This is a genomic window from Pantoea sp. FN0307 (genome assembly GCF_050113815.1).
GTDB lineage: Bacteria > Pseudomonadota > Gammaproteobacteria > Enterobacterales > Enterobacteriaceae > Mixta > Mixta alhagi.
The window spans coordinates 66,366-90,308 of sequence record NZ_JBNJSO010000010.1 but is presented as its reverse complement, the minus strand read 5'-3'; the positions used below and the strand labels follow the sequence as shown (position 1 = coordinate 90,308).

At 54.1% G+C, this 23,943-nt stretch carries 21 protein-coding genes; 5 read left to right on the top strand and 16 right to left on the bottom strand.

Annotated features, from left to right (window positions below; translation table 11 throughout):
• Positions 1–420 precede the first annotated feature (420 nt).
• From hemG to pepQ, 4 genes are read right to left on the bottom strand one after another with little or no spacing between them, the layout of a single operon-like run.
• Positions 421–957, bottom strand: coding sequence for a menaquinone-dependent protoporphyrinogen IX dehydrogenase (gene hemG, locus ACQE3Z_RS19975; protein WP_085069533.1), 537 nt, complete (start codon positions 955–957; stop codon positions 421–423).
• A gap of 16 nt (positions 958–973) precedes the next feature.
• A complete protein-coding gene (gene trkH / locus ACQE3Z_RS19970) occupies positions 974–2,425 on the bottom strand; it encodes a Trk system potassium transporter TrkH (protein ID WP_085069531.1) in 1,452 nt (483 codons plus the stop codon).
• Positions 2,426–2,449: 24 nt separating this feature from the next.
• Positions 2,450–3,067 (bottom strand): IMPACT family protein, encoded by a 618-nt coding sequence (locus ACQE3Z_RS19965; protein WP_085069529.1) that lies wholly within the window; start codon positions 3,065–3,067, stop codon positions 2,450–2,452.
• Entirely contained in the window at positions 3,067–4,398 is a 1,332-nt protein-coding gene (gene pepQ / locus ACQE3Z_RS19960) for a Xaa-Pro dipeptidase (RefSeq protein ID WP_426975122.1), read from the bottom strand. Before pepQ ends, ACQE3Z_RS19965 begins: the two co-directional genes overlap by 1 nt.
• Before the next feature lie 185 nt (positions 4,399–4,583).
• Here pepQ and fadB point away from each other — a divergent pair, with 185 nt between their 5' ends.
• Entirely contained in the window at positions 4,584–6,770 is a 2,187-nt protein-coding gene (gene fadB, locus ACQE3Z_RS19955; RefSeq protein ID WP_426975121.1) for a fatty acid oxidation complex subunit alpha FadB, read from the top strand.
• Between the two features lie 11 nt (positions 6,771–6,781).
• Positions 6,782–7,945: an acetyl-CoA C-acyltransferase FadA gene (gene fadA / locus ACQE3Z_RS19950; protein ID WP_426975120.1), complete on the top strand. Its 1,164-nt coding sequence runs from the start codon at positions 6,782–6,784 to the stop codon at positions 7,943–7,945.
• 77 nt (positions 7,946–8,022) lie between these two features.
• On the opposite strand, the gene fre is transcribed toward fadA, so the two are convergent.
• Both fre and ubiD read right to left on the bottom strand, forming a co-directional pair.
• The gene (gene fre / locus ACQE3Z_RS19945; protein WP_250651110.1) at positions 8,023–8,724 is read right to left on the bottom strand and encodes an NAD(P)H-flavin reductase; all 702 of its coding nucleotides are present in this window, start codon (positions 8,722–8,724) and stop codon (positions 8,023–8,025) included.
• Positions 8,725–8,764: 40 nt separating this feature from the next.
• Positions 8,765–10,249 (bottom strand): 4-hydroxy-3-polyprenylbenzoate decarboxylase, encoded by a 1,485-nt coding sequence (ubiD, locus tag ACQE3Z_RS19940; protein WP_085072265.1) that lies wholly within the window; start codon positions 10,247–10,249, stop codon positions 8,765–8,767.
• Positions 10,250–10,604: 355 nt separating this feature from the next.
• On the opposite strand from ubiD, the gene rfaH reads away from it, so the two are divergent.
• The gene (gene rfaH / locus ACQE3Z_RS19935) at positions 10,605–11,093 is read left to right on the top strand and encodes a transcription/translation regulatory transformer protein RfaH (RefSeq protein WP_085072264.1); all 489 of its coding nucleotides are present in this window, start codon (positions 10,605–10,607) and stop codon (positions 11,091–11,093) included.
• A gap of 24 nt (positions 11,094–11,117) precedes the next feature.
• Here rfaH and tatD read toward each other — a convergent pair whose 3' ends face one another.
• The 9 genes from tatD to udp form a co-directional block, all read right to left on the bottom strand.
• Positions 11,118–11,897, bottom strand: a complete 780-nt coding sequence (gene tatD / locus ACQE3Z_RS19930) for a 3'-5' ssDNA/RNA exonuclease TatD (RefSeq protein WP_085069519.1) — start codon at positions 11,895–11,897, stop codon at positions 11,118–11,120.
• A gap of 81 nt (positions 11,898–11,978) precedes the next feature.
• A complete protein-coding gene (gene tatC, locus ACQE3Z_RS19925) occupies positions 11,979–12,737 on the bottom strand; it encodes a Sec-independent protein translocase subunit TatC (protein ID WP_426975119.1) in 759 nt (252 codons plus the stop codon).
• Positions 12,727–13,350, bottom strand: coding sequence for a Sec-independent protein translocase protein TatB (tatB, locus tag ACQE3Z_RS19920; protein WP_426975118.1), 624 nt, complete (start codon positions 13,348–13,350; stop codon positions 12,727–12,729). Before tatB ends, tatC begins: the two co-directional genes overlap by 11 nt.
• Before the next feature lie 2 nt (positions 13,351–13,352).
• The gene (gene tatA, locus ACQE3Z_RS19915; protein ID WP_426975117.1) at positions 13,353–13,604 is read right to left on the bottom strand and encodes a Sec-independent protein translocase subunit TatA; all 252 of its coding nucleotides are present in this window, start codon (positions 13,602–13,604) and stop codon (positions 13,353–13,355) included.
• A 127-nt stretch (positions 13,605–13,731) separates the two neighbouring features.
• Positions 13,732–15,369 carry a ubiquinone biosynthesis regulatory protein kinase UbiB gene (ubiB, locus tag ACQE3Z_RS19910; protein WP_250651113.1) on the bottom strand — a complete coding sequence of 546 codons (1,638 nt, stop codon included), beginning with the start codon at positions 15,367–15,369 and terminating at the stop codon, positions 13,732–13,734.
• Positions 15,366–15,971: a ubiquinone biosynthesis protein UbiJ gene (ubiJ, locus tag ACQE3Z_RS19905; protein ID WP_426975116.1), complete on the bottom strand. Its 606-nt coding sequence runs from the start codon at positions 15,969–15,971 to the stop codon at positions 15,366–15,368. Before ubiJ ends, ubiB begins: the two co-directional genes overlap by 4 nt.
• Before the next feature lie 12 nt (positions 15,972–15,983).
• Complete coding sequence (gene ubiE, locus ACQE3Z_RS19900; RefSeq protein WP_085069507.1) at positions 15,984–16,739, bottom strand: bifunctional demethylmenaquinone methyltransferase/2-methoxy-6-polyprenyl-1,4-benzoquinol methylase UbiE; 756 nt, start codon at positions 16,737–16,739, stop codon at positions 15,984–15,986.
• 79 nt (positions 16,740–16,818) lie between these two features.
• Positions 16,819–18,360, bottom strand: a complete 1,542-nt coding sequence (rmuC, locus tag ACQE3Z_RS19895; protein ID WP_426975115.1) for a DNA recombination protein RmuC — start codon at positions 18,358–18,360, stop codon at positions 16,819–16,821.
• Positions 18,361–18,518: 158 nt separating this feature from the next.
• Positions 18,519–19,283: a uridine phosphorylase gene (gene udp / locus ACQE3Z_RS19890; RefSeq protein WP_426975114.1), complete on the bottom strand. Its 765-nt coding sequence runs from the start codon at positions 19,281–19,283 to the stop codon at positions 18,519–18,521.
• A 277-nt stretch (positions 19,284–19,560) separates the two neighbouring features.
• Here udp and ACQE3Z_RS19885 point away from each other — a divergent pair, with 277 nt between their 5' ends.
• The gene (locus tag ACQE3Z_RS19885; RefSeq protein WP_426975113.1) at positions 19,561–20,400 is read left to right on the top strand and encodes a dienelactone hydrolase family protein; all 840 of its coding nucleotides are present in this window, start codon (positions 19,561–19,563) and stop codon (positions 20,398–20,400) included.
• Between the two features lie 50 nt (positions 20,401–20,450).
• Here the strand turns inward: ACQE3Z_RS19885 and metE are convergent, their stop codons facing one another.
• The gene (gene metE, locus ACQE3Z_RS19880) at positions 20,451–22,721 is read right to left on the bottom strand and encodes a 5-methyltetrahydropteroyltriglutamate--homocysteine S-methyltransferase (protein WP_426975112.1); all 2,271 of its coding nucleotides are present in this window, start codon (positions 22,719–22,721) and stop codon (positions 20,451–20,453) included.
• 233 nt (positions 22,722–22,954) lie between these two features.
• Between metE and metR the strand changes: the two genes are divergently transcribed.
• A complete protein-coding gene (gene metR / locus ACQE3Z_RS19875; RefSeq protein ID WP_426975111.1) occupies positions 22,955–23,878 on the top strand; it encodes an HTH-type transcriptional regulator MetR in 924 nt (307 codons plus the stop codon).
• The last annotated feature ends 65 nt before the right edge of the window (positions 23,879–23,943 follow it).

Genomic DNA, 23,943 nt, shown 5'->3' with positions numbered 1-23,943 from the left:
CTGCCGCCAGCGTTCAATCTGAGCCATGATCAAACTCTTCAATTTAAAAGTCTGATGCTCAAAGAAAAACGTCGTAATGAATTACGTGTTCACTCTGAGACTTGATACTGCAATAGTTTTTGCGATATCCCGTCCGTGAGTGCCCACACAGATTGTCTGATAAATTGTTAAAGAGCAGTGCGACCGGTACCTGATACCGTTGTCGCGAGGTGGCGTATATTACGCTTTCCTCTTTCAGAGTCAACCTCTTTTTCAGAAGTTTTTCTCCGGCGATTCATCTTACTGAACCGCTCAACACCGCGTGGCGTAAGCCGTTGTGCCGTGTCGATGGAGGCGCATTATAGGGAGTTCTCGACCCCTGACAAGTGTTTATTTCAAAAAAATGATCGTTAGGTTTATTTTTCAGCAAGCCGTGTTTTTTTAACGCGATTTGCTGCTCATTTGGGCAAATTCTTCAGCAAAACGCTCTACCTGCTGCCAGTCGGTGTATTCGACTTCTTTATGCGGATCGGTTTCGCCGCCTGTCATACGCATAATAAACTGGATCATTACCCGGTCAAACCAACCGTAACGCGGATAACGCAGCGCTCCGGCAAACACTGCACAGCTATCGGGTTGCCATGGCGACTGCAACAAAAACTTACGCGTATAGGCATTGGTTTGCGGTGTACGTTTTTCTGGCTTGCGTGCTGTCAGGTTAACGGAGAAGAAGCCGCTAACGCGCTGTTGCAGTTCGACCAGATGTTTCTTCACGAAACGCGCTACCACCGGCTGGAAATGCCCATAGCGGATCGATGCGCCTATCAACACCCGATCGTACTGCGCCCAGTCAACGTCTTGCGCATGCAGGATATTAATGACGTCGCACTCCTGATGCGCTTTCAAGGTGTTTGCTATATAAGAAGCGATTTCCCGCGTCTGTCCGTCACGGCTGGAAAACAGAATCAGCGCTTTCATTGTTCTCTCCTTGGGTTTATTCACGCCAGAAGGTAGGCGTGAACAGTACCAGCAATGTAAATACTTCCAGACGACCAAAAAGCATGGTCGAAATCAAAATCCATTTTGCGACATCATTCATGGAAGTGAAATTATCTGCCACAACGCCCAATCCAGGGCCAAGGTTATTCAGCGTAGCGGCTACGGCAGCAAATGCAGAAAAATCATCAACGCCGGTGGCGATAATCGCCAGCATACTAAGCAAAAACACCAGCGCGTAAGCAGAGAAGAAGCCCCATACCGCTTCCAGAATGCGTTCCGGCAAAGCGCGATTACCCAGCTTGATGGTATAGACCGCGTTAGGATGGACCAGCCGTTTCAGTTCACGCGACCCTTGCTTACACAGCAGCAAAATACGAATCACTTTCAGGCCTCCCCCGGTTGACCCCGCGCAACCGCCGATAAAGGCGGAACAAAGGAGCAATACCGGCAAGAAGAGCGGCCAACGGGCAATGCTGTCGGTAGTAAAGCCCGCTGTCGTCGCCATTGATACGACCTGGAAAAACGCCTGATTTAGCGTCTGCAGCCCACTGGCATAGACATTATGGAACCACAGCACCAGCGTACATATCACGACTAACGTCATCTGTACGCCGATAAACATACGGAACTCCGGGTCACGCCAGTAGACACGGAGGTTCAGTCCGCTTAATAGCGAAAAATGCAGGCCATAGTTACAGCCCGATATCAGCAGGAAAACAGCAATGATGGTATTGATGGCAGGACTATTGAAATAGCCGATGCTGGCATCATGGGTAGAAAAGCCGCCGATGGCAATGGTTGAGAAGCTATGGCCAATGGCATCAAACACTGGCATACCTGCCAGCCACAACGCCACTGCACACGCCACCGTCAACAATACATAGATAAGCCATAACGTTTTAGCCGTTTCGGCAATCCGGGGACGCATCTTGTTATCTTTCAGGGGGCCGGGCATTTCTGCGCGATAAAGCTGCATTCCCCCTACGCCCAGGATTGGCAAGATCGCCACGGCTAATACAATGATCCCCATCCCGCCAAGCCATTGCAGCATCTGACGATAAAAAAGAATCGCTTTGGGTAAAGAATCCAGCCCCACCAGCGTAGTGGCACCGGTGGTCGTTAGGCCAGAAAAGGATTCAAAAAATGCATCAGTAACAGAGAGGCTGGGATGTTCGGAAAAAATAAAGGGCATTGCCCCTACGCTACCCAGCACGGTCCAGAACAGCACCACAATCAAAAAACCTTCGCGCGGCTTCAGATCATTTTTCTGTTTGCGGTTAGGCCACCACAATATGGCCCCAATCAGCAAGGCCATAATAAATGTCTGACTGAATGCGCGCCCTGCGCCATCGCGATAAATTAACGCCACTAAGCCGGGTACGATCATTGTTCCGGAGAACAGAATGACCAATAGCCCAACGATTCGGGTAATGGCACGAAAATGCATTCTGCCGTTTCCTTAAGATAAAAATTAGGGGGTTACCGGCTCAAGCGCTAAGGCTCCCCGGCTAATGTCCGTTAAATTTTGGGTAAACCCGGCGACCTGCGCATGGGGTAATGCCAAAGTTAGCGAGACAACATCCAGAAATTCCGTCTTAAGCAGTTCTCCTTCAAAACGCTGAACCAGGCGCTCTACATCACCAAGCTGAGCATAATCGCAGCGTAGCTGAAAACGGCGCATTGGTATCTTTTGTTTGCGATCCAGCTGTTTTAGCGCCTGCTGCACACCGCCGCCATACGCTTTCACCAGGCCGCCGGTCCCGAGCATAACCCCGCCATAGTAGCGCACCACTACGGCGGTAATTTCTCCAACCTGGCTGCCCATCAGTTGCGCCAGCATAGGTTTTCCTGCCGTGCCAGACGGTTCGCCGTCGTCAGAAAAGCCCAACTGCTGTGAATCATCAGGAGGCCCGGCAACATAAGCCCAACAGTGATGGCGGGCAGCGGGATGTTCAGTTTTAATTTGCTGAATAAACGCTTTCGCCGCCTCAACGCCTTCGGTATGCGCCAGCAGCGTAATGAAGCGGCTTTTTTTAATGGTCTCTTCGCTGATACTCAATGGCTCAGCGGGAATATCATAAGCGTCCATTATTCCAGATGCAGATCGCGCGTCATGTTCTCAACGCGGTTAGCATGGATCACCACGTTATCCTCAATGCGAATACCGCCATACGGCTGTAAGGCATCAATCGCCTGCCAGTTGAAGTGCTGACTATGGTTCCCTTCTCGCCATGGATTTAGAAGCGACTCGATAATATAGAAGCCCGGCTCAATGGTAAGTACCATGCGCGGTTCAAGCACGCGCGTGCAACGCAGGAAAGGATATTGCTGTGGTGCTGCCAGATGCGTTCCTTTATCGTCCTGCATAAAGCCAGCCACATCATGCACCTGTAATCCAAGCGGATGACCTAAACCGTGCGGCATAAACGGCCCGGTCAGATTTTCCGCCACCATCGCCTCTTCGCTGATACCGCGCACCAGATCAAACTTCAGCAATAACTCGGCGATGCGCTGATGCATTTGCAGATGATAATCGCTGTAGCGAACGCCCGCTTTTAACGTATCTATCAAGGCCAGTTCGTGCTGATTCATCTCACGCACTATTTGGGCAAACAGAGAATCGCTCTGTGCTGCGTAGGTTCGTGTTAGATCGGCGGCGTAGCCATTGTACTCGGCACCGGCATCAATTAAAAAACTGCGGCGCTGCGGCGGCGTTTGGTGATCAAGCTTAGTGTAGTGCAGCACGGCCGCATGTTCATTCAGGGCGATAATATTGCCATAGGGAACGTCGGTATCGCGGTGGCCCGTGGCTGTCAGATAGGCGAGATTAATATCAAACTCGCTCATGCCGGAAAGAAATGCCTCTTTTGCCGCGCGATGGCCCGCAACGGCCAGCTTTTGCGCTTCACGCATGCAGGCGAGTTCATAATCGGTTTTATATGAGCGGTGGTAATGCAGAAAATCTATCACGCCCTGCGGATTGATATGATTGGCGCTGATATCCAGCTGCATTGCGCGCTGCGGCACCGGACCGATATACGCCACATTCTGACGCGGCTGCGGCAATAGCGCGCCGATATCATCTGCCTTCCTCAGCGCCACGATCTCTATTTCATCGGTCCAGAAGCTGTGCGGCAGCGGTTCTACGCTATGCCAGTAGTCGACCGGCGAATAAAACCACAGCTTCGGCTTATTGACGCCATCAACCCACAACCAGCAGTTCGGCAACTGCGTTACCGGCACCCAGGCTTTGAAATGAGGATTAACCTTAAACGGGTAGTCATGATCGTCAAGGAATACCGTTAACAACTCGCCCGAATGAATCAACATGCCGTCGAGCTCAAAGCGCGCCAGTACCTGCTGCGCACGCTGCTGTAAAGTAGCAATGTGTTCTTTGTACAAGGTAACCAGGGTATCCATTTCTGTACTCCGCATCAGAGAATTGACCGCATCTTACCACAGCAGGACAGAGGATGCCGTGTCGCCACCGCCTGTGATCTTGTTTGCAAATGAGCAATGTTTCGTTTGCAAATAATTAACATCAATCCCACACTCCGATCATCTGGTACGACCAGATCCCTTACATGCGGTTTCAGGAGACGGACATGCTCTACCAAGGCGACACACTTTCCCTGAACTGGCTGGACGACGGCATCGCCGAGCTAATTTTCGATGCCCCCGGTTCAGTCAATAAGCTGGACACACAAACTGTAGCCAGCCTGGGCGAAGCCATTGCCGTGCTGGAAAAACAGACGGCGCTGAAAGGCGTTTTGCTCAGCTCATCGAAGCCGGCGTTTATCGTTGGCGCGGATATTACTGAATTCCTGTCGTTGTTTAATGCCCCAGCGGAAAAGCTGACGCAATGGCTGGCATTTGCCAACAGCATTTTTAACCGTCTGGAGGATCTGCCGGTGCCCACCATTTCCGCCATTCAGGGCTATGCGCTTGGCGGCGGCTGTGAATGTATTCTGGCTACGGACTTCCGTATCGCTACGCCGGATGCACGCATTGGGTTGCCGGAAACCAAACTGGGCATTATGCCAGGCTTTGGCGGTTCTGTACGTCTGCCAAGGCTGCTTGGTGCCGATAGCGCGCTGGAAATCATCGCCGCCGGGAAAGACGTAGACGGGAAAAGCGCGCTGGCGCTGGGCCTGGTTGATGCGATTGTGCCTGCGGAAAAACTTCGCGACGGCGCTATCGCCATGCTGCGGATGGCGATAGAAGATGCGCATTTTTGGCAGCAGCGCCGCCAGCCGAAGCTGCAGCCCCTTAAGCTCAGCGCCATTGAAGCGGCAATGAGTTTTACCATCGCAAAAAGCATGGTGCAGCAAACCGCCGGAAAACATTATCCAGCGCCGATGATGGCGGTAAAAACCATTGAAGCTGCCGCTGGCCTGGGCCGTGATGATGCATTAAAGCTGGAAACCAAAGCCTTTGTGCCGCTGGCGCAGTCGAAGGTTGCGCGGGCGTTAGTGGGGATCTTTCTGAACGATCAATACATCAAAAGCAAAGCGAAGAAACTGGCGCAGGGTCAGGCAATACCGCAGCAGGCCGCTGTCCTGGGCGCAGGAATTATGGGCGGCGGCATTGCTTACCAGTCCGCCTCAAAAGGTGTGCCGGTGATCATGAAAGATATCAGTGAAAAATCGCTGACGCTGGGCATGAGCGAAGCGGGAAAACTGCTCAATAAACAGCTTGAACGCGGCAAAATCACTGCTCTTCAGCTAACCAGTATCATCTCCACAATTCAGCCTACGCTCAGCTTTAGCGGCTTTGAACGCGCTGACATTGTTGTCGAAGCGGTAGTGGAAAATCCGCAGGTTAAAGCCAAAGTGCTGGCGGAAACCGAAGCGCTGGTGCGGGAAGATACCGTTCTGGCCACCAATACCTCCACTATCCCGGTGAGCCAGCTGGCGCGGGCATTAAAGCGTCCGGAAAATTTCTGCGGCATGCATTTCTTTAATCCGGTGCACCGCATGCCGCTGGTAGAAGTGATTCGTGGCGAACAAACTTCAGAGGCGACGCTGGCGAAAGTTATCGCCTGGGCCAGTAAAATGGGTAAGACACCCATTCTGGTCAATGACTGTCCCGGTTTCTTCGTCAATCGCGTGCTGTTCCCCTACTTCGCGGGTTTTAGCCTGCTGCTGCGCGATGGCGCTGACTTCCGCCAAATCGATAAAGTCATGGAAAAACAGTTCGGTTGGCCGATGGGCCCGGCCACCCTGCTGGATGTAGTGGGCCTTGATACCGCGCATCATGCGCAAAGCGTGATGGCCGATGGCTTTCCGGACAGGATGAAAAAGACCTACCGCGATGCGATCGACGTTCTGTTTGAGGCGCAGCGGTTTGGTCAGAAAAACCAGCGCGGCTTTTATATCTGGGAAATCGATAAAAAAGGTAAAGCGCAGAAAGTGGCCGATGCAGAGACCGATGCGTTATTGCAAAGCGTTAGCGCACCAAAGCGCGTTTTTACCGATGAAGAAATCATTGCGCGCATGATGATTCCAATGATTAACGAGGTCGTGCGTTGCCTGGAAGAAAAAGTCATCGCCAGCCCGGCTGAAGCGGATATGGCGCTGGTTTATGGGCTTGGTTTTCCACCGTTCCACGGCGGCGTCTTCCGCTATCTGGATACGCTGGGCAACGCCGCCTTTATCGCCCAGGCGCAGCAGTTTGCTGAACTGGGCCCGCTCTATGCTCTGCCGCAGCTGCTGACTGAAAAAGCGCAGCGTAATGAAGACTGGTATCCACCTGCTGAACCAATTAATGAGGCCGCGCTGGCAACGGCGTGAGGAGCAAGATAATGGAAAATGTAGTTATCGTTGATGCCATCCGCACGCCAATGGGTCGTTCAAAAGGCGGCGCATTTCGTCAGGTGCGGGCTGAAGATCTTTCTGCCCACCTGATGCGCAGCCTGCTTAGCCGCAATCCGGCCTTAGAAGCCACGGCGCTGGATGATATTTACTGGGGCTGCGTTCAGCAGACACTGGAGCAGGGTTTTAATATTGCACGTAACGCGGCGCTGCTGGCGGAAATCCCTCATAACGTACCGGCAACCACCGTTAACCGCCTGTGCGGCTCTTCTATGCAGGCACTACATGATGCTGCGCGCGCGATTATGGTCGGCGATGCGCACGCTTGTCTCATAGGCGGCGTAGAGCATATGGGTCACGTGCCGATGAATCACGGCGTCGATTTTCATCCAGGATTAAGCCGCACCGTGGCTAAAGCGGCGGGCATGATGGGCCTGACGGCAGAAATGCTGGCGCGTATGCATCATATCAGCCGTGAAATGCAGGACAGTTTTGCCGCACGTTCACATCAGCGCGCCTGGGCCGCCACCCAGGCGGGTCATTTCCGCAATGAAATTGTCGCTACCAGCGGTCACGATGTTGATGGCGTACTGAAACGTTACGATTTTGATGAAGTTATTCGCAGCGATACCAGCATCGAAGGGCTGGCGACGTTGAAACCCGCATTCGACCCGGTTAACGGCACGGTCACCGCAGGCAGCTCATCGGCGCTATCGGACGGCGCGGCGGCAATGCTGGTAATGAGCGAATCGCGCGCGCGAGCGCTGGGCCTGCAACCACGCGCGCGTATTAAAGCGATGGCGGTAGTAGGCTGCGATCCATCGATTATGGGCTACGGGCCGGTTCCTGCGTCAAAGCTGGCCTTGAAGCGCGCGGGACTGAGCGTAAGCGATATCGATCTGTTTGAACTGAATGAGGCCTTCTCGGCGCAAACGCTGCCGTGCATCAAAGATCTAGGTCTGCTGGAACAGATGGATGAGAAGGTTAACCTGAACGGCGGCGCGATTGCGTTGGGGCATCCGTTGGGCTGCTCCGGCGCACGCATCAGTACCACGCTTCTTAATTTAATGGAGCGACGCGATGCGCAGTTTGGCCTCGCCACCATGTGTATCGGGCTGGGTCAGGGCATCGCCACCGTTTTTGAGCGGGTTTAAGGGTTGTGATTTTCCCGCCTGTCAGGGGCGGGCTTTTTCATAACGAGGGCGACAGCGTTGCCGCCCTGCGGTGACGCTTAGATAAACGCGAAGGCATCACCATAGATTTGCGCTTCCTGCGCGCCCCGCTCAGCGCAAAAACGCTCACGCGCGATTTTTGCCATCTCAAAACGACCAGCGATATAAATATCATGCCCGGCAAGCGTGCCGAAATCCTGCATAACCGCTGTCAGTACGGTGCCGCTACGGCCCTGCCATTCAGCGTCTGTCTGCTCGACAACCGGCACCACCTTCAGATTTGCATGACGTACCGCCAGCGCGTTCAGCTCTTCCAGATCGTACAGATGATGACTTTCACGGCCACCCCAGTAGATAGCAATATCGCGATCCGGCTGCTGCGCCAGGGCAGTGAGCAGGATAGAGCGGGCATAAGAAAAACCGGTACCGCCCGCAATCAGGATCATCGGACGCTGACTATCCTCCCGCAGCCAGGCTTCCCCATGCGGGATATCCACTACCACTTCCCGCTGCTGCTGGATGCGTTCCATTACCGCCATCGCATACAGGTTAAGCTCAGAAGCCCCGATATGCAGTTCGATAATATCTTTTTCCATCGGCGTTGAAGCCAGAGAGAACGGACGCTTGTCGCGCTCATCCATCACTACCATCAAATACTGTCCGGCACGGAAGCTAAAATCCGCCTCCGGCACCAGTCGTACCCGAAAAACAGTATCGGTAATCGCCTCTACCGAGGTCACTTTACAGCTTAACGTTGTCATGCGTTCCCTCTGTCGGGTCGTCATTGCGTAATTTGCGCCATTAGCGTGGCGGCAAATCGTTAAAAATCCCCAACCGATCCCAGATGGCATCGACTCGCGCCGTAACCGCCGGGTCCTTCTCAATCGGACGACCCCATTCGCGCTGGGTTTCGCCCGGCCACTTGTTGGTGGCATCCAGGCCCATTTTAGACCCCAGACCCGAAACCGGAGAGGCGAAGTCCAGATAGTCGATCGGCGTGTTTTCAATCAATACCGTATCGCGCGCCGGATCCATACGCGTGGTGATCGCCCAGATCACATCATTCCAGTCACGTGCATTTACATCGTCATCGCAAACGATCACGAACTTGGTATACATAAACTGCCGCAGGAATGACCAGACGCCCATCATCACGCGCTTCGCATGCCCGGCGTACTGTTTCTTCATGGTTACCACGGCCAGACGATAGGAACACCCTTCAGGCGGCAGGTAAAAATCCACAATTTCTGGAAACTGTTTAATCAGAATCGGCACCAGCACTTCATTCAGCGCCACGCCCAGTACCGCAGGCTCATCAGGCGGACGACCGGTATATGTTGAATGATAGATGGCATTACGACGTTGCGTAATATGGGTTACGGTAAATACCGGGAAGTTATCGACTTCATTGTAATATCCGGTGTGATCGCCATAGGGCCCTTCCGGTGCCATGTCGCCGGGTTCGATATAGCCTTCCAGCACAATTTCAGCACTGGCCGGCACTTCCAGATCGTTGGAAAGGCACTTAACCACTTCTGATTTAGTGCCGCGCAGCAGGCCAGCAAAAGCATATTCCGATAAGGTATCCGGCACTGGCGTTACGGCGCCAAGGATAGTCGCAGGATCGGCACCCAGCGCCACCGAAACCGGGAAGCGTTCGCCGGGATGAGCTTTGCACCACTCCTGAAAATCAAGTGCGCCGCCGCGATGAGAAAGCCAGCGCATAATCAGCCGGTTTTTACCGATCACCTGCTGACGATAAATGCCCAGGTTCTGTCGTTCTTTGTGCGGCCCACGCGTTACCGTTAATCCCCAGGTAATCAGCGGCGCGGCATCCTCTGGCCAGCACTGCATTACCGGAATACGCGATAAATCCACCTCGTCGCCCTGCCATACCTGCTCCTGGCAAGGTGCGCTGCGCAGCCGTTTGGTTGGCATATTCAACACCTGCTTAAACTGCGGCATTTTATCGAACAGGTCGCGGAACCCTTTTGGCGGCTCAGGCTCTTTCAGAAACGCCAGCAGTTTGCCTACTTCACGCAGCGCGCTGACCTCCTCCTGCCCCATCCCTAATGCCACGCGCTTCGGCGTGCCAAAGAGGTTGCACAGAACCGGCATGTCATAGCCTTTCGGGTTTTCAAACAGCAGGGCCGGCCCGCCGGCACGCAACGTGCGGTCAGCGATCTCGGTCATCTCCAGAATGGGATCGACCTCCAGCGTTATACGTTTTAACTCGCCACGCTGTTCAAGCAGCGCAAGGAACTCGCGTAAGTCGTGGTATTTCATCAGATTCATTATTCAGGCCGCAGAATCGGCCATTATAAGGAGGATTCAACGGATATGCTGAGGTTTGTGCGGTTACGCCCGACGCGGAAACAGCACCTGTAGTGCAGAGCCCGCTCAATCAATTACTTTTCTTTAACAGGTTGCGCTGCGAGTCTGAACCACGGACGCCGCCTTCGTCAATTTTCAATTCTACAATTTGTGCCAAATGACCGCCAACAGCAGCTATTTTGCTTTCGGTGCATGCGGTTCGCGCCGATAAACCAGGCCTGAAGGTGGCCCTGAAGCGGCGTGATGTCGCTATCGCTCTGAAAGCAGTTTTGCTATTCTTAGCGTTCAATAATTGGAAAGTGACATTATGGAATCCTGGTACCTCCTTTACTGTAAACGTGGGCAGTTATTACGCGCTAAAGAGCATCTGGAGCGGCAGGCGGTAAACTGCCTTAGCCCGATGATTGCTATGGAAAAAATTGTGCGCGGCAAACGAACCACGGTAGAAGAGCCGCTGTTTCCTAATTATCTTTTTATTGAATTCGATCCAGAAGCTATTCATACCACGACGATCAGTGCCACGCGTGGCGTAAGTCACTTTGTGCGTTTCGGTACGCAACCGGCCAACGTGCCGCCCGATGTCATTGACGCGCTACGCACCAATACTCCGGAAACCATGGTCGATCCCGACACGCCTTGTCCGGGCGATAAGGTGGTGATCGTTAAAGGTGCGCTGGAAGGGTTGGAAGCTATCTTCACCGAACCTGACGGCGAGGCCCGCTCTATGTTGCTGCTTAACCTGCTGAACAAACAGGTTAAGCAAAGCGTGGAAAATAGCGCTTTCCGCAAAGCCTGACGCTTCGCACTACAGCGCCGTGGCTTACAGACGAAACAGACGACGGCTGTTATCGGCGGTTTGCTGCGCCAGCCAGGCGGCCTCTTCTCCGCGCCACAGCGCTACCTGCTGCACAATATGCGGCAGGAAACAGGGCTCATTACGACGCGAGGTCGGCCGTGGACGCATATCGCGCGGCAGCAGATAAGGCGCGTCCGTTTCCAGCAGCAGGCGTTCAACGGGAATTTGCGGCAGCAGTTCACGCAGCTGCATCCCGCGTCGCTCATCGCACACCCAGCCGGTAATGCCTACTGATAATCCTGATGCCAGACATTCCGCCAGCTCTTCCGCCGTACCGGTAAAACAGTGAACCACCGCGCCGGGCAGATGCGGCAGCCACGGCTTCAGCACCGCCATAAAACGTTCATGCGCGTCACGACAGTGCAGAAATACTGGCATCTGCAGCTCAGCGGCCAGCGCCAGCTGCGCATCAAAAGCATATTCCTGCTGATTATGCGCGGAAAAGTTACGGTTAAAATCGAGTCCGCATTCACCGATAGCCACCACCTGCGGGCTTTCTGCCAGCCGACGCAGCGTTGAGGCAGTATCTGCCGACCATTCGCTGGCGTGATGAGGATGAATACCTGCCGTTGACCAGCAGAAATCGGGATGTCGCTGTGCCAGGCTTTGCGCCTGCTGGCTCTCCAGTGCGTTAGTGCCGGTAATCAGCATGCCGGTGAGGCCTGCTTCGCGCGCGCGCCTCACAACCTGTTCGCGATCTTTCGCAAACTGCGTGCTGGTCAGGTTTACACCGATATCAAACATGGTATGTCCTGAAAATATTAACCGCCCGGATGGGCGGTTAGCGATGAATTTTCCCCGCCGTAGCGGGCCCTGCACTGAGCGTCAGGATTCGGTTTCGTGCTCTTCTTCACGCGCCTGACGCCCTTTGCCAACATAGAAGCGCGAACAGAATACGCCAACCTCAAACAGGCAGTACATCGGAATAGCGAGCAAAGTTTGGGAAAATACATCGGGTGGGGTTAACAACATTCCAACAACAAAAGCCCCAACCAGCATATAAGGACGCTTCTGACGTAGCATTTCGGGTGTGGTCACACCGGTCCAGCACAGCAGCACAATCGCCACCGGCACTTCAAAAGCAACGCCAAAGGCCATAAACAGCGTCATTACGAAGTCGAGATAGCTGGCGATATCGGTCGCCATGGTGACCCCCTGCGGCGCGGTTTTAGCAAAAAAGCCAAACGCCATCGGGAATACCACGAAATAGGCAAAGGCCACGCCGATATAAAACAGCATGGTACTGGAGAACAGCAACGGCATCACCAGACGGCGTTCATGACGATAGAGCGCGGGAGCCACAAATGCCCAAATCTGATAAAGAAGGACCGGGACCGCCAGGAAAACAGATACGATAATGGTGAGTTTAATTGGCGTCAAAAACGGCGAGGCGACATCGGTCGCTATCATGCTGGCACCAGCTGGCAGTTGCCTGATAAGCGGCTCTGCCACCAACTGGTAAATATCATTAGAGAAATAAACCAGCGCTACAAAAATCACCAGCACGGCAATGATGCAGTTAAGCAGCCGCTTGCGTAGCTCAATCAGATGGCTGATCAGCGGTTGGGTATCTTCAACGGCCATGTTTATCATTCATTATTGGTTGAGAGGAAGAAGCCGCAGAGGTTTCTGGTGAAACACCTGATGAAGGTGCCGCAGAAGGAGCGGTAGCCTGTCCGGCAGGAGATGAGGGCGCTGACGCCGCAGCGTTGCCAGCGGAAGGCGCATCCACAACCGGTTTCGGTGTCGAAAGCGCGTCTGCGCTACCGGCGATGGGTTTTTGCTCTGGCGCGCTGGCCTGATGATCGGCCGTGGCTGGGGTGACGCCGGTATGTTCATCCTGCGGACGCGTAATCAGCGGATTATGAATGGTGTGCGCTTCATCATCGGCCTGCTCATTTTCACCCAAATAAGAGCGTCGCATAGAATCTGCGGATTTACGCAGTTCTTCCATCGACTCATGCAATTCCGGGGAAAGGGTGTTTTTGCTGGCCTGCTCTACTTTTTTCAGACTGTCCTGCAGCTCCTGCAGTTTTAGCTCCTGCGCCAGCTCATTTTGCACGTTAGCCGCCAGGGAACGCATGGCGCGGATCCAGCCAACCACGGTTTTTACTGCAACCGGCAAACGCTGCGGGCCAAGCACCACCAGCCCAATGACGAACACCAAAACCAGTTCGCTAAAACCTATGTCGAACACGGTTATACCTGCTCTTTATCTTTTTTTGCCTCTTCTTTGTTTGCCGTGGTCGCCTGCTTATCGGTTAGCGGCCGGGCCTCAAATTCAGCATCCTGCTGTTTAGGCGTCTCTTTATCTTCATCGCCCATGGCTTTTTTAAAGCCTTTGATCGATGAGCCTAAATCGGAGCCCAGGTTACGTAATTTATTGGTGCCGAAAAGAAGAACCACGATCACGGCAATGATAACTAACTGCCAAATGCTGATACCGCCCATGAGTATGCCTCTGCTGAAAAGTCTAAAACGAATGGAAAAGCAGTATACCCCAGCTTATGGCCGGGTGACGATGCATAAGCCCGTTGTCCCGACCACAAACGGAAATTTTACTTTTTCTGACAATCAATCAGGCTGACCGTCGCCAGCCAATAATCCAGGAAAGAAATCCGGCAACCATCATAATAGTCGGCAGCACTTCCATACCCGGTCGAGTAATCAATAATGCCGTGCCGCTTAACAGCAGCGTGGCACCGATGCCAAATAAATAACGCGCCTGATGCTGCCGTTCACGCTGTACGCTCAGCTCGTTAGCCAGCCGATCGACACTAAACTGCAAACGCTTGTGCTGACGCAGGCTATCATAAAAGAGATCCGGCAACTCCGGCAGACGCTCGGCCCAGTAGGGCGCTTTTTCTTTCACCGAACGAATAATCGCCGGTATCCCCACCTGGTCTTTAATCCACTCTTCCAGGAACGGCTTGGCGGTTTTCCACAAATCGAGCTGTGGGTAAAGCTGACGCCCCACGCCTTCCACATAGAGCAGAGTTTTCTGCAGCAATACCAGCTGCGGCTGTACTTCCATATTAAAGCGGCGCGCGGTATTAAACAGGTTCAGCAATACGTGTCCAAAAGAGATTTCCGCCAGCGGTTTCTCAAAAATCGGCTCACAAACGGTACGAATCGCAAATTCGAAATCTTCAACGTTGGTATTGGCAGGCACCCAGCCGGAATCAACGTGTAGCTCGGCAACTTTACGGTAGTCGCGGTTAAAGAAGGCGATAAAGTTTTCCGCCAGGTAACGCTTATCCGCTTTGTTCAGGGAGCCGACAATCCCGCAGTCGATGCCGATGTAGAGCGGATCGTGCGGATGTTCATAGCTAACGAAAATATTGCCGGGATGCATATCCGCATGGAAAAAGCTGTCACGGAATACCTGGGTAAAAAAGACCTGAACGCCGCGTTCAGCCAGTAGCCGCATATTGACGCCATGCTGCTCCAGCGTGACCACATCGTTGATGGGAATACCGTAAATGCGCTCCATCACCAGCATCGTTTCGCTGCAGTAGTCGGAATAGACTTCCGGCACGTAGAGCATATTGCTGTTTTCAAAGTTGCGTCGCAGCTGGATAGAGTTTGCCGCTTCACGCAGCAGATTCAGCTCATCAATCAGCGTCTTTTCATAGTCCGCTACCACTTCTACCGGGCGCAGACGACGGCTTTCCGGCATCAGACGCGGCAGCCAGCGGGCCAGGCGGTAGATCAGGCGCATATCAGCCTTGATCACTGGCAAAATATCAGGGCGAATCACCTTAATGACGACCGCTTTGCCGTTTTCCTTCAGCGTCGCCGTATGCACCTGAGCAATAGAGGCGGAGGCCAGCGGCGTAATATCAAAATCATCAAACCACGCCTCAAGCGGCCCGCCCAACGATTTTTCAATCTGCGCTTTAGCCAGCTTACCGTCAAAAGGCGCAACGCGATCCTGTAAAATCGCCAGCTGATCGGCAATCAGCGGTGGAAAGAGATCGCGGCGGGTAGACATCATCTGACCAAACTTAATCCACACCGGACCTAACTCTTCCAGCGCCATACGCAGGCGCACGCCCAGCTCCAGATCCTTATGCTGATTAGGCAGCCAAAAGATGCCGCGACGCCACAGGCGAATCGGTAAGGTAATGCGCAGACGAGGGATCAATTCATCCAGGCCGTAGCTCAGGAAGACTTTGATAATGAAATAGAGGCGTCGTAGTTCTCCGGGCGTCATTTAGCCTCCAGCTGTAGCAGACGTTGTTCCAGCTGGCCGGCCTGACGCTCCAGCGCGTCAACTTCTTCGCCGTACCAGGCCATCTCCAGCGGACCAGGCGCGACGCGCCACTCTTCGGTCAGGGTTTCCGTCAGGTAGCGCTGTTTACGCTGAATATCGCCGCGCAGCAGCTGCCATCCGCGTCGGGCGACATTGCTGATGCCCTGAGCGACAATATCGCCGGTCCAGGGCGCCAGATATTCAGCCGGATCGAGCTCGGCCATATCAATCAGCGCCGAAAACTGCTGTACCACCTGAAGATCGCCCTCAACCTCCAGCTCGCCGCTACGGATCATGCCGGTCAGCTGCTGACGGTCACGCAGTTTGGGCAGCAGCGACAGGCGGGTGGTCACTGTACAGTCGCAGCGGTCTTGCCATTCACCCAGCACGTCCACCTGATGCTCGCTGAACACCAGCGTAACCGGCTGTGACAGCTCCTGTAACCGGAGCTGTAAAACCTTGCCATTCAAACGCTGCCGGGCCGCTTTCAGGCCGCGATCGCGATAAAGAATTCGATTCAGTGCGGTCTCCAGACCGGCGGTTAACAGCGGGGTTAACGTCATTCGCTTTCCTGCTTAAAACTTGAACCCACGGTGCAGAGCGACAATTCCGCCCGTCAGGTTGTGATACGAAGTGTTTTCGAAACCGGCGTCCATCATCATCGACTTAAGAGTCTCCTGATCGGGATGCATACGGATCGATTCAGCCAGATAACGATAGCTTTCAGCATCTTTTGCCACCAGCTCGCCGATACGCGGCAACACATGGAATGAATAAGCGTCGTACACTTTGCTCAGAGGTTCCAGTACCGGTTTAGAAAATTCCAGAACCAGCAGGCGTCCGCCTGGCTTCAGTACGCGGAACATTGAGGCCAGCGCCTTCTCTTTTTCCGTTACGTTACGCAGACCAAAAGAGATGGTGATGCAGTCAAAATAGTTATCCGGGAAAGGCAGCGCTTCGGCATTCGCCTGTACATAATTGACGTTGCCGATGATGCCGTTATTGCGCAGCTTTTCACGGCCCATTTTCAGCATTGAGCTGTTAATGTCCGCCAGCACCACCTGCCCCGTATCGCCCACCAGACGAGAGAATTTCGCCGTTAAATCGCCGGTGCCGCCGGCCAGATCCAACACGCGTTGTCCACGGCGCACGCCGCTGCAATCAATGGTGAATCGCTTCCAGATACGATGGATACCCATCGACATCAAATCGTTCATCAGATCATATTTGGCGGCAACGGAGTGAAATACGCCCGCTACCATGTCCGCTTTTTCGTCTTTTGCTACGGTACGAAAACCGAAATGTGTCGTGTCCCTGGATTCATCTGCCATCTGCTTCACCTGCTCCACAATCAAATATCTTTGCAGTGTAACAGAGTACCCGTAGTCAGGCACGTTAGCCCGGCGTTATTCATCGTCGCCGAATGCTGTCGTGCCACGCCACAGCGCCCTGTTCCGGCGCGCTTTCCGTCCTGTCGTTTTCTGACTCATCGTTGTCAACGACTCCGGCTTCCGGCATCGCCTGTTCCACCAGCCGTGGGTTAATACTGCGCTTTATTTCCACGCCCAAATGACGAAAACTTTCACTTTGAGCAATCAGGTTGCCGCGCCCTTCGGAAAGCTTTTTCATCGCCTGATTATAGCTCTCCTGCGCTCTGTCGAGATGCTGCCCCATGCTGGTCATATCATCCACAAACAGCCGCATTTTGTCGTACAGCCGCGCGGCGCGATCGGCGATGCGCTGCGCATTACGGCTTTGATGCTCATAGCGCCAGAGATTATTGATGGTACGCAACGCCACCAGCAGCGTGGTTGGGCTGACCAGCATAATATTGTGCTTTAGCGCTTCGCTAATCAGCTCTGGCTGACGATCGATCGCCAGCAAAAAGGCCGGCTCGATCGGAATAAACATCAACACATAATCCAGCGACCGTAAACCGGGCAATTGTTGATAATCTTTACGGCTGAGCAAACGGATATGGCCACGAATCGCGGTGATATGCTCGCTTATTGCCTGCTCACGCGTTACCTCGTCATCGGCGTTAAAGTAACGCTCATAGGCAACCAGCGTCATTTTCGCATCAATGACAACATCTTTGCCCTGCGGCAGACGCACAATCACATCTGGCTGCATACGGCTTTGCGCATCAACCTGAATATTCACCTGCGTTTCATATTCGTGCCCGTCCCGCAGGCCAGAGGCTTCCAGCACGCGGCTCAGCACGACTTCGCCCCAGTTGCCCTGGGTTTTATTGTCGCCTTTCAGCGCTTTGGTGAGGTTGATCGCCTCCTGCGCCATCTGTGCATTCAGCTGTTGTAGATTACGAATTTCATGCGCCAGCGTGTGCCGCTCACGCGCTTCCTGGCCAAAGCTTTCCTGTACCTGGCGGCGAAAGCCGTCCAGTTGCTCACGCAGCGGCGCAATTAACCCATTCAGGCTTTGGCGGTTCTGCTCATCAACGCGACGGCCGCTCTGTTCAAAAATACGGTTAGCGAGATTTTCAAATTGTGCGCTAAGGCGCTGTTCGCTGTTGGTAAGCAGTCGCTGTTTTTCTTCAGCGGCAAGGCGGGTTTCTTCAAGACGGATCGTCACTTCACGCAGTTCCGCCTCCTGCGCGCTGTTCACTTCCAGCTGATTACGCAGTTCACGGCTGAGCTGTTCACACTCATTACGCCAGTAGTCGAAGTGCTGTAACTTTTCCTGTGCGGCGGTCAGCGCACCATGCAGCTGAAGCAGCTCTTTTTCACGCAGTTGCTGTTGCTGCTGTTCTGCCTGATGCAGCTGCTGCTGACGCGCTTCCTGCTGCTGCGCCTGGGCTAGCGCCTGTTCCAGCAAACGGCGCTCCGTTTCCTGTGCGGCCAGCTGCCCGGCCAGCCGGAAACAGGCAAACAGCCAGCCCGCCACTGCGCCAGCCAGCGCCAAACCGATTCCAACGATAAGCTGGTTATCCACCGCGTCCTCTCCTTCCCGCTACAAACAGAGCAAAGGTAGAGGCGCACTGTATGAATGTCCACACAAATAAATGGGCTGGCATAAGCCAGCCCTGAAAACCCCGACAGCCTCGCTGCGTCAGAGAGTCATTCCGAAAAATATCGTCTGGCGCGAAGAAATTACGCCAGCAGACGGCGCGCGGCATCAACCACAATCGCCACCGCATTGCTTTCGGTCTGCTTCATGGTCGCCGCATCAGGGATCTCTTTCTGCGTACGGTTAACGATCACCCCTGCTACCATCCCGGCACGCAGACCCTGGCTGGCACACATGGTTAACAGTGTGGCGGATTCCATCTCATAGTTCAGCACGCCCATCTGCTGCCACTCTTTCATTGAACCCTGAAAGCGATTCACTACCCGGCCAGAGAAGGTATCGTAGCGCTCCTGGCCCGGGTAGAACGTATCAGAAGAGGCGGTAACCCCGATATGCGGCGTACTGCCTGCGGCTTTCGCGGCTTCAACCAGCGCGGTGGTGCAGGCGAAATCGGCAACGGCCGGAAACTCCATTGGAGCGAAGTGCAAGCTTGCGCCGTCCAGGCGTACCGCCGCAGTGGTCACCAGCACATCGCCGACATTGATGTCAGGCTGGATAGCCCCGGTGGTGCCCACGCGCAGGAAGGTACGGATACCCAGCTGCGCCAGCTCTTCCACAGCGATCGAAGTGGAAGGACCACCGATACCGGTAGAGCAAACAATTACCGCTTTACCATCCAGCTCTGCACGCCAGCTGGTGAATTCACGATGCGAGGCCAGAGGCTGAGGATTATCCATCAGCGCCGCAATTTTTTTCACGCGTTCAGGATCGCCCGGCACAATCGCCAGCGTCGCGCCCTGCAGATCCGCTTTGGTAAGACCTAAATGAAACACATCTGACTGAGCCATAGCCCCTCCTGAGAAAATTCACTTAATGGTGCTACTCTACGGCAAGTGCCGCCAAAAATATGTGAATTCAATCACTTCAGAAAATGAAAGTTACATTTATCTTCAGAAATAACGTGATTAGTATCACATTAAACCATTCCGCTTTACGGGTTTGCTACAAGTTGCTGTGTGTATTTATTCAACAGGATGTTAAAGAGAAGGCGGACATGCAGGCCGGAGCCTTTGGCTGATTTTGGCTATAGTTACCGGATGCGCTAATAGCAGCACGGAGATAATAATGAACAGCGAAAACAACCTGGGCAAGAAAGAAGGCGATAGCGGATTCGCCCCGGCGGCCTCCCCTACGGCCGCAACAACCATTATCACGCATGACGACGCCATTCTTGGCGCCGAAACCACCATTAATACCCAGGGCGAAAATATGCCTGCCTGGTTTGCGCGCCCCAAAGAGGCTAAAGGCGCGCTGCCGGTGGTGCTGGTGGTACAGGAAATATTTGGCGTTCACGAACATATCCGCGACATCTGTCGGCGTCTGGCGGCAGAAGGTTATCTGGCGGTGGCGCCAGAGCTCTATTTCCGTCAGGGCGATCCCAGCGAATATAGCGATATTAAACAGCTACTGGACAATGTCGTCAGTAAGGTTCCTGATGCTCAGGTGCTGGCGGATCTCGATCACGTTGCTAACTGGGCGGCGAAACATGGCGGCGATATGCGTAATATGGCGATTACCGGCTTTTGCTGGGGCGGTCGCATTGTCTGGCTCTATGCAGCGCATAATCCGCAGCTGAAAGCGGGCGTCGCATGGTATGGCCGTCTGGTTGGCGAAAAAAGCATGAAACAGCCGAAGCATCCGATTGATATAGCCGTTGACCTGAATGCGCCCGTGCTGGGCTTGTACGGTGCGAAAGATGAAGGGATCCCGCTGGAAAGCGTGGACTCAATGCGTCAGGCGCTGCATGCGGCTAACGCGACGGCGGAAATCATCGTCTATCCGGAAGCGGGACATGCGTTTAACGCGGACTACCGGCCGAGCTATCATGCAGAATCAGCCAAAGATGGCTGGCAACGAATGCTGGCCTGGTTTCATCAGTATGGCGTGAAGCCCGCCAGCAAATAAACAAGGGGCGCCTGGCGCCCCTCTTAGTTATCACAACCTTAACGCATAAATCAGCGGTTTTCTGCGCGCAGGTTCTGTGCTGCCTGCACCATATTGGCCAGCGCCAGGCGGGTTTCAGTCCAGCCACGCGTTTTCAGGCCGCAGTCCGGGTTCACCCACAGACGCTCTACCGGAATACGCTTCGCCGCTTTACGCAGCAGCGCCTCCATCCATTCAACGTCAGGCACGTTCGGCGAGTGAATGTCATATACGCCCGGGCCGATTTCATTCGGATACTCAAATTCCTCAAAGGATTCCAGCAATTCCATATCGGAACGCGATGTTTCGATGGTAATCACATCGGCATCCAGCGCGGCGATGGAATCCATGATGTCGTTAAACTCGCAGTAACACATATGGGTATGAATCTGCGTATCATCCCGGGCAACGGCGGCGTTAAGACGGAAGGCATCCACCGCCCAGTTCAGGTAAGCGGCCCAGTCTGATTTGCGTAGCGGCAGACCTTCACGTAATGCCGGTTCGTCAATCTGGATAATACCGATACCCGCTTTTTCCAGGTCCTCTACTTCATCACGCAGCGCCAGCGCAATCTGTTTGGCAATGGTTTCACGCGACACATCTTCACGCGGGAAAGACCAGCAAAGGATAGTTACCGGACCGGTCAGCATGCCTTTTACCGGCTTGCTGGTCAGCGACTGGGCATATTTCGCCCACTCAACGGTAATCGGTTCCGGGCGGCTGACATCACCGATAATCACTGGCGGCTTCACGCAGCGGGAACCATAGCTTTGTACCCAGCCATTTTGCGTAAACACAAAGCCGTCCAGGTGTTCGCCAAAATATTCCACCATGTCGTTACGCTCAGCTTCGCCATGAACCAGCACATCCAGTCCCAGGCGCTCCTGCTCAGCGATAGCCTGTTTGATGTGTTCAGCGATGCCGGTACGGTAACGGTTACCGTCGAGACGTCCCTGCTTGAAATCAAGGCGAAGCCCGCGGATTTCCGTGGTCTGCGGGAAAGAGCCGATAGTGGTGGTTGGCCATGCCGGCAACTGAAAACGCTGACGCTGTGCTTTCGCGCGTTCGGCATAGCTGCTTTGACGTTCGCTGTCCTGTGCGTTAATCGCTGCCAGACGCTGAGCGACCGCCGCGTTATGAACGCGTGCAGAGCTACGGCGCGCACGGATCGGGGCACTCCAGGCTTCCAGCGAAGCTGCATCCTTGTTGTTCAGCGCCTGACTCAGCAGCGCCAGCTCACCGCACTTCTGTAGCGCAAAGGAGAACCAGCTTTTCACTTCGTCATCCAGGCGGGTTTCGCTATTCAGATCGATTGGACTGTGCAGCAGTGAGCAGGAAGAACCGAGCCACAGCTGTTGACGCTGGCTTACCAGCGGCTGCAGACGCTCAAACCAGGCGCTGAGATCGGCGCGCCAGACGTTACGTCCATTGATCACGCCCAGTGACAGTAGCCAGGAGGCGGGGATTTGCTGGTTCAGGCTGGTAATATCATCTTTGCCATGCACCAGATCCACATGCAGTCCCTGCACCGGCAGTTCGCGGATAGTATTAATATTCTGCCCGATGCTATCGAAATAGGTGGTAAGCAGGAGCTTGCTGTGGCCCTGTAGCGCTGCGTAGGCTGGTTTGAACGCTTCCAGCCACGCCTGCGGCAGCTCCAGCACCAGCGCTGGCTCATCGATCTGCACCCATTCAATATCGCGTTTCGCCAGCTCAGCCAGCACCTGCTGATAAACCGGCAGAATATCCTTCAGCAGCGTCAGGCGATCGAACTGTTCACCTTTTACTTTACCTAACCACAGATAAGTTACCGGGCCCAGCAAAACCGGCTTGACTTTATGGCCCAGCGCCAGCGCTTCGTCCACTTCATCCAGCAGCTGCGTCCAGCTCAGGCGGAACTGCTGCCCTTTGCTGAACTCCGGCACCATATAGTGATAGTTGGTATTAAACCATTTGGTCATTTCAGCGGCAGCAGCGGGTTCGCCGGTTGGCGCACGACCACGACCAATACGGAACAGCGTATCCAGATCTACTGAACCGTCACTATTCTGATGACGCGCCGGTACATTGCCCAGCAGCAGGCTGGTGGTCAGTACATGATCGTACCAGGCGAAGTCGCCTACCGGCACCAGATCCACACCCGCTTCTTTTTGCTGCTGCCAGTGGCGAGCACGTAGCTCACGCCCCACTTCCAGCAAATCCTGTTGGCTGCTGTTGCCGGCCCAGTAGCTTTCCTGCGCTTTTTTCAGTTCACGGCGCAGGCCGACACGAGGAAAGCCGAGCGTGTGGTTTAAAATAGTCATACTGTTTCTCCATTAAAGCTTAATGATGTAGCGGTATCGGCACAGTCAGTTTACGTACGACCAGCGCAACAGCCGGGGCGCGGTGCCGTTTCTCGGGTTGCAAAACCCTGCCCGAACGTAAAATGACGGGCCGATCGGGATGTTTAGCCGTCCAGATGTTTACACCGCTATAATCTGCAGGTACTGTATATTCCTCAAGCGCAAATTGTTCATTGTCGATGTGAAGGACTCTCATGATCGAAATCAGGCACCTGCGAACGCTGCAGGCTCTCAGAAATACCGGCTCTCTGGCCGCAGCGGCAGCGCAGCTTCATCAGACTCAGTCGGCGTTATCTCACCAATTCAGCGATCTGGAGCAACGCCTCGGTTTCCGCCTGTTTGTGCGAAAAAGTCAGCCGCTGCGCTTTACGCCGCAGGGGGAAATTCTGTTACAGCTGGCGGAACAGGTGCTTCCGCAGATTCAGCAGGCGCTGCAGGCCTGTCATGAGCCGCACCAGGCCACGTTGCGTATCGCTATTGAATGTCACAGCTGTATTCAGTGGCTGACGCCGGCGCTGGATACATTTCGTCAAAGCTGGCCGCAGGTGATGATGGACTTTAAATCCGGCGTCACCTTCGACCCGCAGCCTGCCCTGCAGCAGGGTGAACTGGATGTCGTACTGACGTCAGATATCCTGCCGCGTAGCGGACTGCACTATTCGCCAATGTTTGATTTCGAGGTGCGTCTGGTGCTGGCGCCGGATCATCCGCTGGCAAAGGCAACTACCATCACGCCGGAAGATTTGGCGCATGAGGTTTTGATGATTTATCCGGTACAGCGTCAGCGGCTGGATATCTGGCGGCATTTTTTACAGCCTGCTGGCGTTAGCCCGGCGCTGAAAAGCGTTGATAACACGCTGCTGCTGGTGCAAATGGTCGCGGCGCATATGGGTATTGCCGCTCTGCCGCACTGGGTAGTGGAAAATTTTGAGCGTCAGGGCCTGATTACCACTAAAACGCTGGGCACAGGTTTATGGAGCCGTCTTTACGCCGCCGTCCGGGATGGTGAGCAGCGGCAACCGGTGATTGATGGCTTTATTCGCTCTGCTCGTCAGCACGCCTGTCAGCATTTGCCTTTTGTCAGGGACGCGTCGCGCAATGCATTGCCCACAGGATAAATTTTCATGTCACGCAGATAAATTCAGCTATCTGGCATAAAAGTAACCTTATTTTAGGTTGATTG

Excerpts from the sequence above, each read along its gene's own strand:
- ACQE3Z_RS19885 (WP_426975113.1), top strand. The coding sequence starts at position 19,561 with ATGAACAGCGAAAACAACCTGGGCAAGAAAGAAGGCGATAGCGGATTC.
- fre (WP_250651110.1), bottom strand. The coding sequence starts at position 8,724 with ATGACAACGTTAAGCTGTAAAGTGACCTCGGTAGAGGCGATTACCGAT.
- metR (WP_426975111.1), top strand. The coding sequence starts at position 22,955 with ATGATCGAAATCAGGCACCTGCGAACGCTGCAGGCTCTCAGAAATACC.
- fadB (WP_426975121.1), top strand. The coding sequence starts at position 4,584 with ATGCTCTACCAAGGCGACACACTTTCCCTGAACTGGCTGGACGACGGC.
- pepQ (WP_426975122.1), bottom strand. The coding sequence starts at position 4,398 with ATGGATACCCTGGTTACCTTGTACAAAGAACACATTGCTACTTTACAG.
- metE (WP_426975112.1), bottom strand. The coding sequence starts at position 22,721 with ATGACTATTTTAAACCACACGCTCGGCTTTCCTCGTGTCGGCCTGCGC.
- tatD (WP_085069519.1), bottom strand. The coding sequence starts at position 11,897 with ATGTTTGATATCGGTGTAAACCTGACCAGCACGCAGTTTGCGAAAGAT.
- tatC (WP_426975119.1), bottom strand. The coding sequence starts at position 12,737 with ATGGCCGTTGAAGATACCCAACCGCTGATCAGCCATCTGATTGAGCTA.
- ubiJ (WP_426975116.1), bottom strand. The coding sequence starts at position 15,971 with ATGACGTTAACCCCGCTGTTAACCGCCGGTCTGGAGACCGCACTGAAT.
- fadA (WP_426975120.1), top strand. The coding sequence starts at position 6,782 with ATGGAAAATGTAGTTATCGTTGATGCCATCCGCACGCCAATGGGTCGT.
- ACQE3Z_RS19965 (WP_085069529.1), bottom strand. The coding sequence starts at position 3,067 with ATGGACGCTTATGATATTCCCGCTGAGCCATTGAGTATCAGCGAAGAG.
- ubiD (WP_085072265.1), bottom strand. The coding sequence starts at position 10,249 with ATGAAATACCACGACTTACGCGAGTTCCTTGCGCTGCTTGAACAGCGT.
- udp (WP_426975114.1), bottom strand. The coding sequence starts at position 19,283 with ATGGCTCAGTCAGATGTGTTTCATTTAGGTCTTACCAAAGCGGATCTG.
- ubiE (WP_085069507.1), bottom strand. The coding sequence starts at position 16,739 with ATGGCAGATGAATCCAGGGACACGACACATTTCGGTTTTCGTACCGTA.
- hemG (WP_085069533.1), bottom strand. The coding sequence starts at position 957 with ATGAAAGCGCTGATTCTGTTTTCCAGCCGTGACGGACAGACGCGGGAA.
- ubiB (WP_250651113.1), bottom strand. The coding sequence starts at position 15,369 with ATGACGCCCGGAGAACTACGACGCCTCTATTTCATTATCAAAGTCTTC.
- trkH (WP_085069531.1), bottom strand. The coding sequence starts at position 2,425 with ATGCATTTTCGTGCCATTACCCGAATCGTTGGGCTATTGGTCATTCTG.
- tatA (WP_426975117.1), bottom strand. The coding sequence starts at position 13,604 with ATGGGCGGTATCAGCATTTGGCAGTTAGTTATCATTGCCGTGATCGTG.
- rfaH (WP_085072264.1), top strand. The coding sequence starts at position 10,605 with ATGGAATCCTGGTACCTCCTTTACTGTAAACGTGGGCAGTTATTACGC.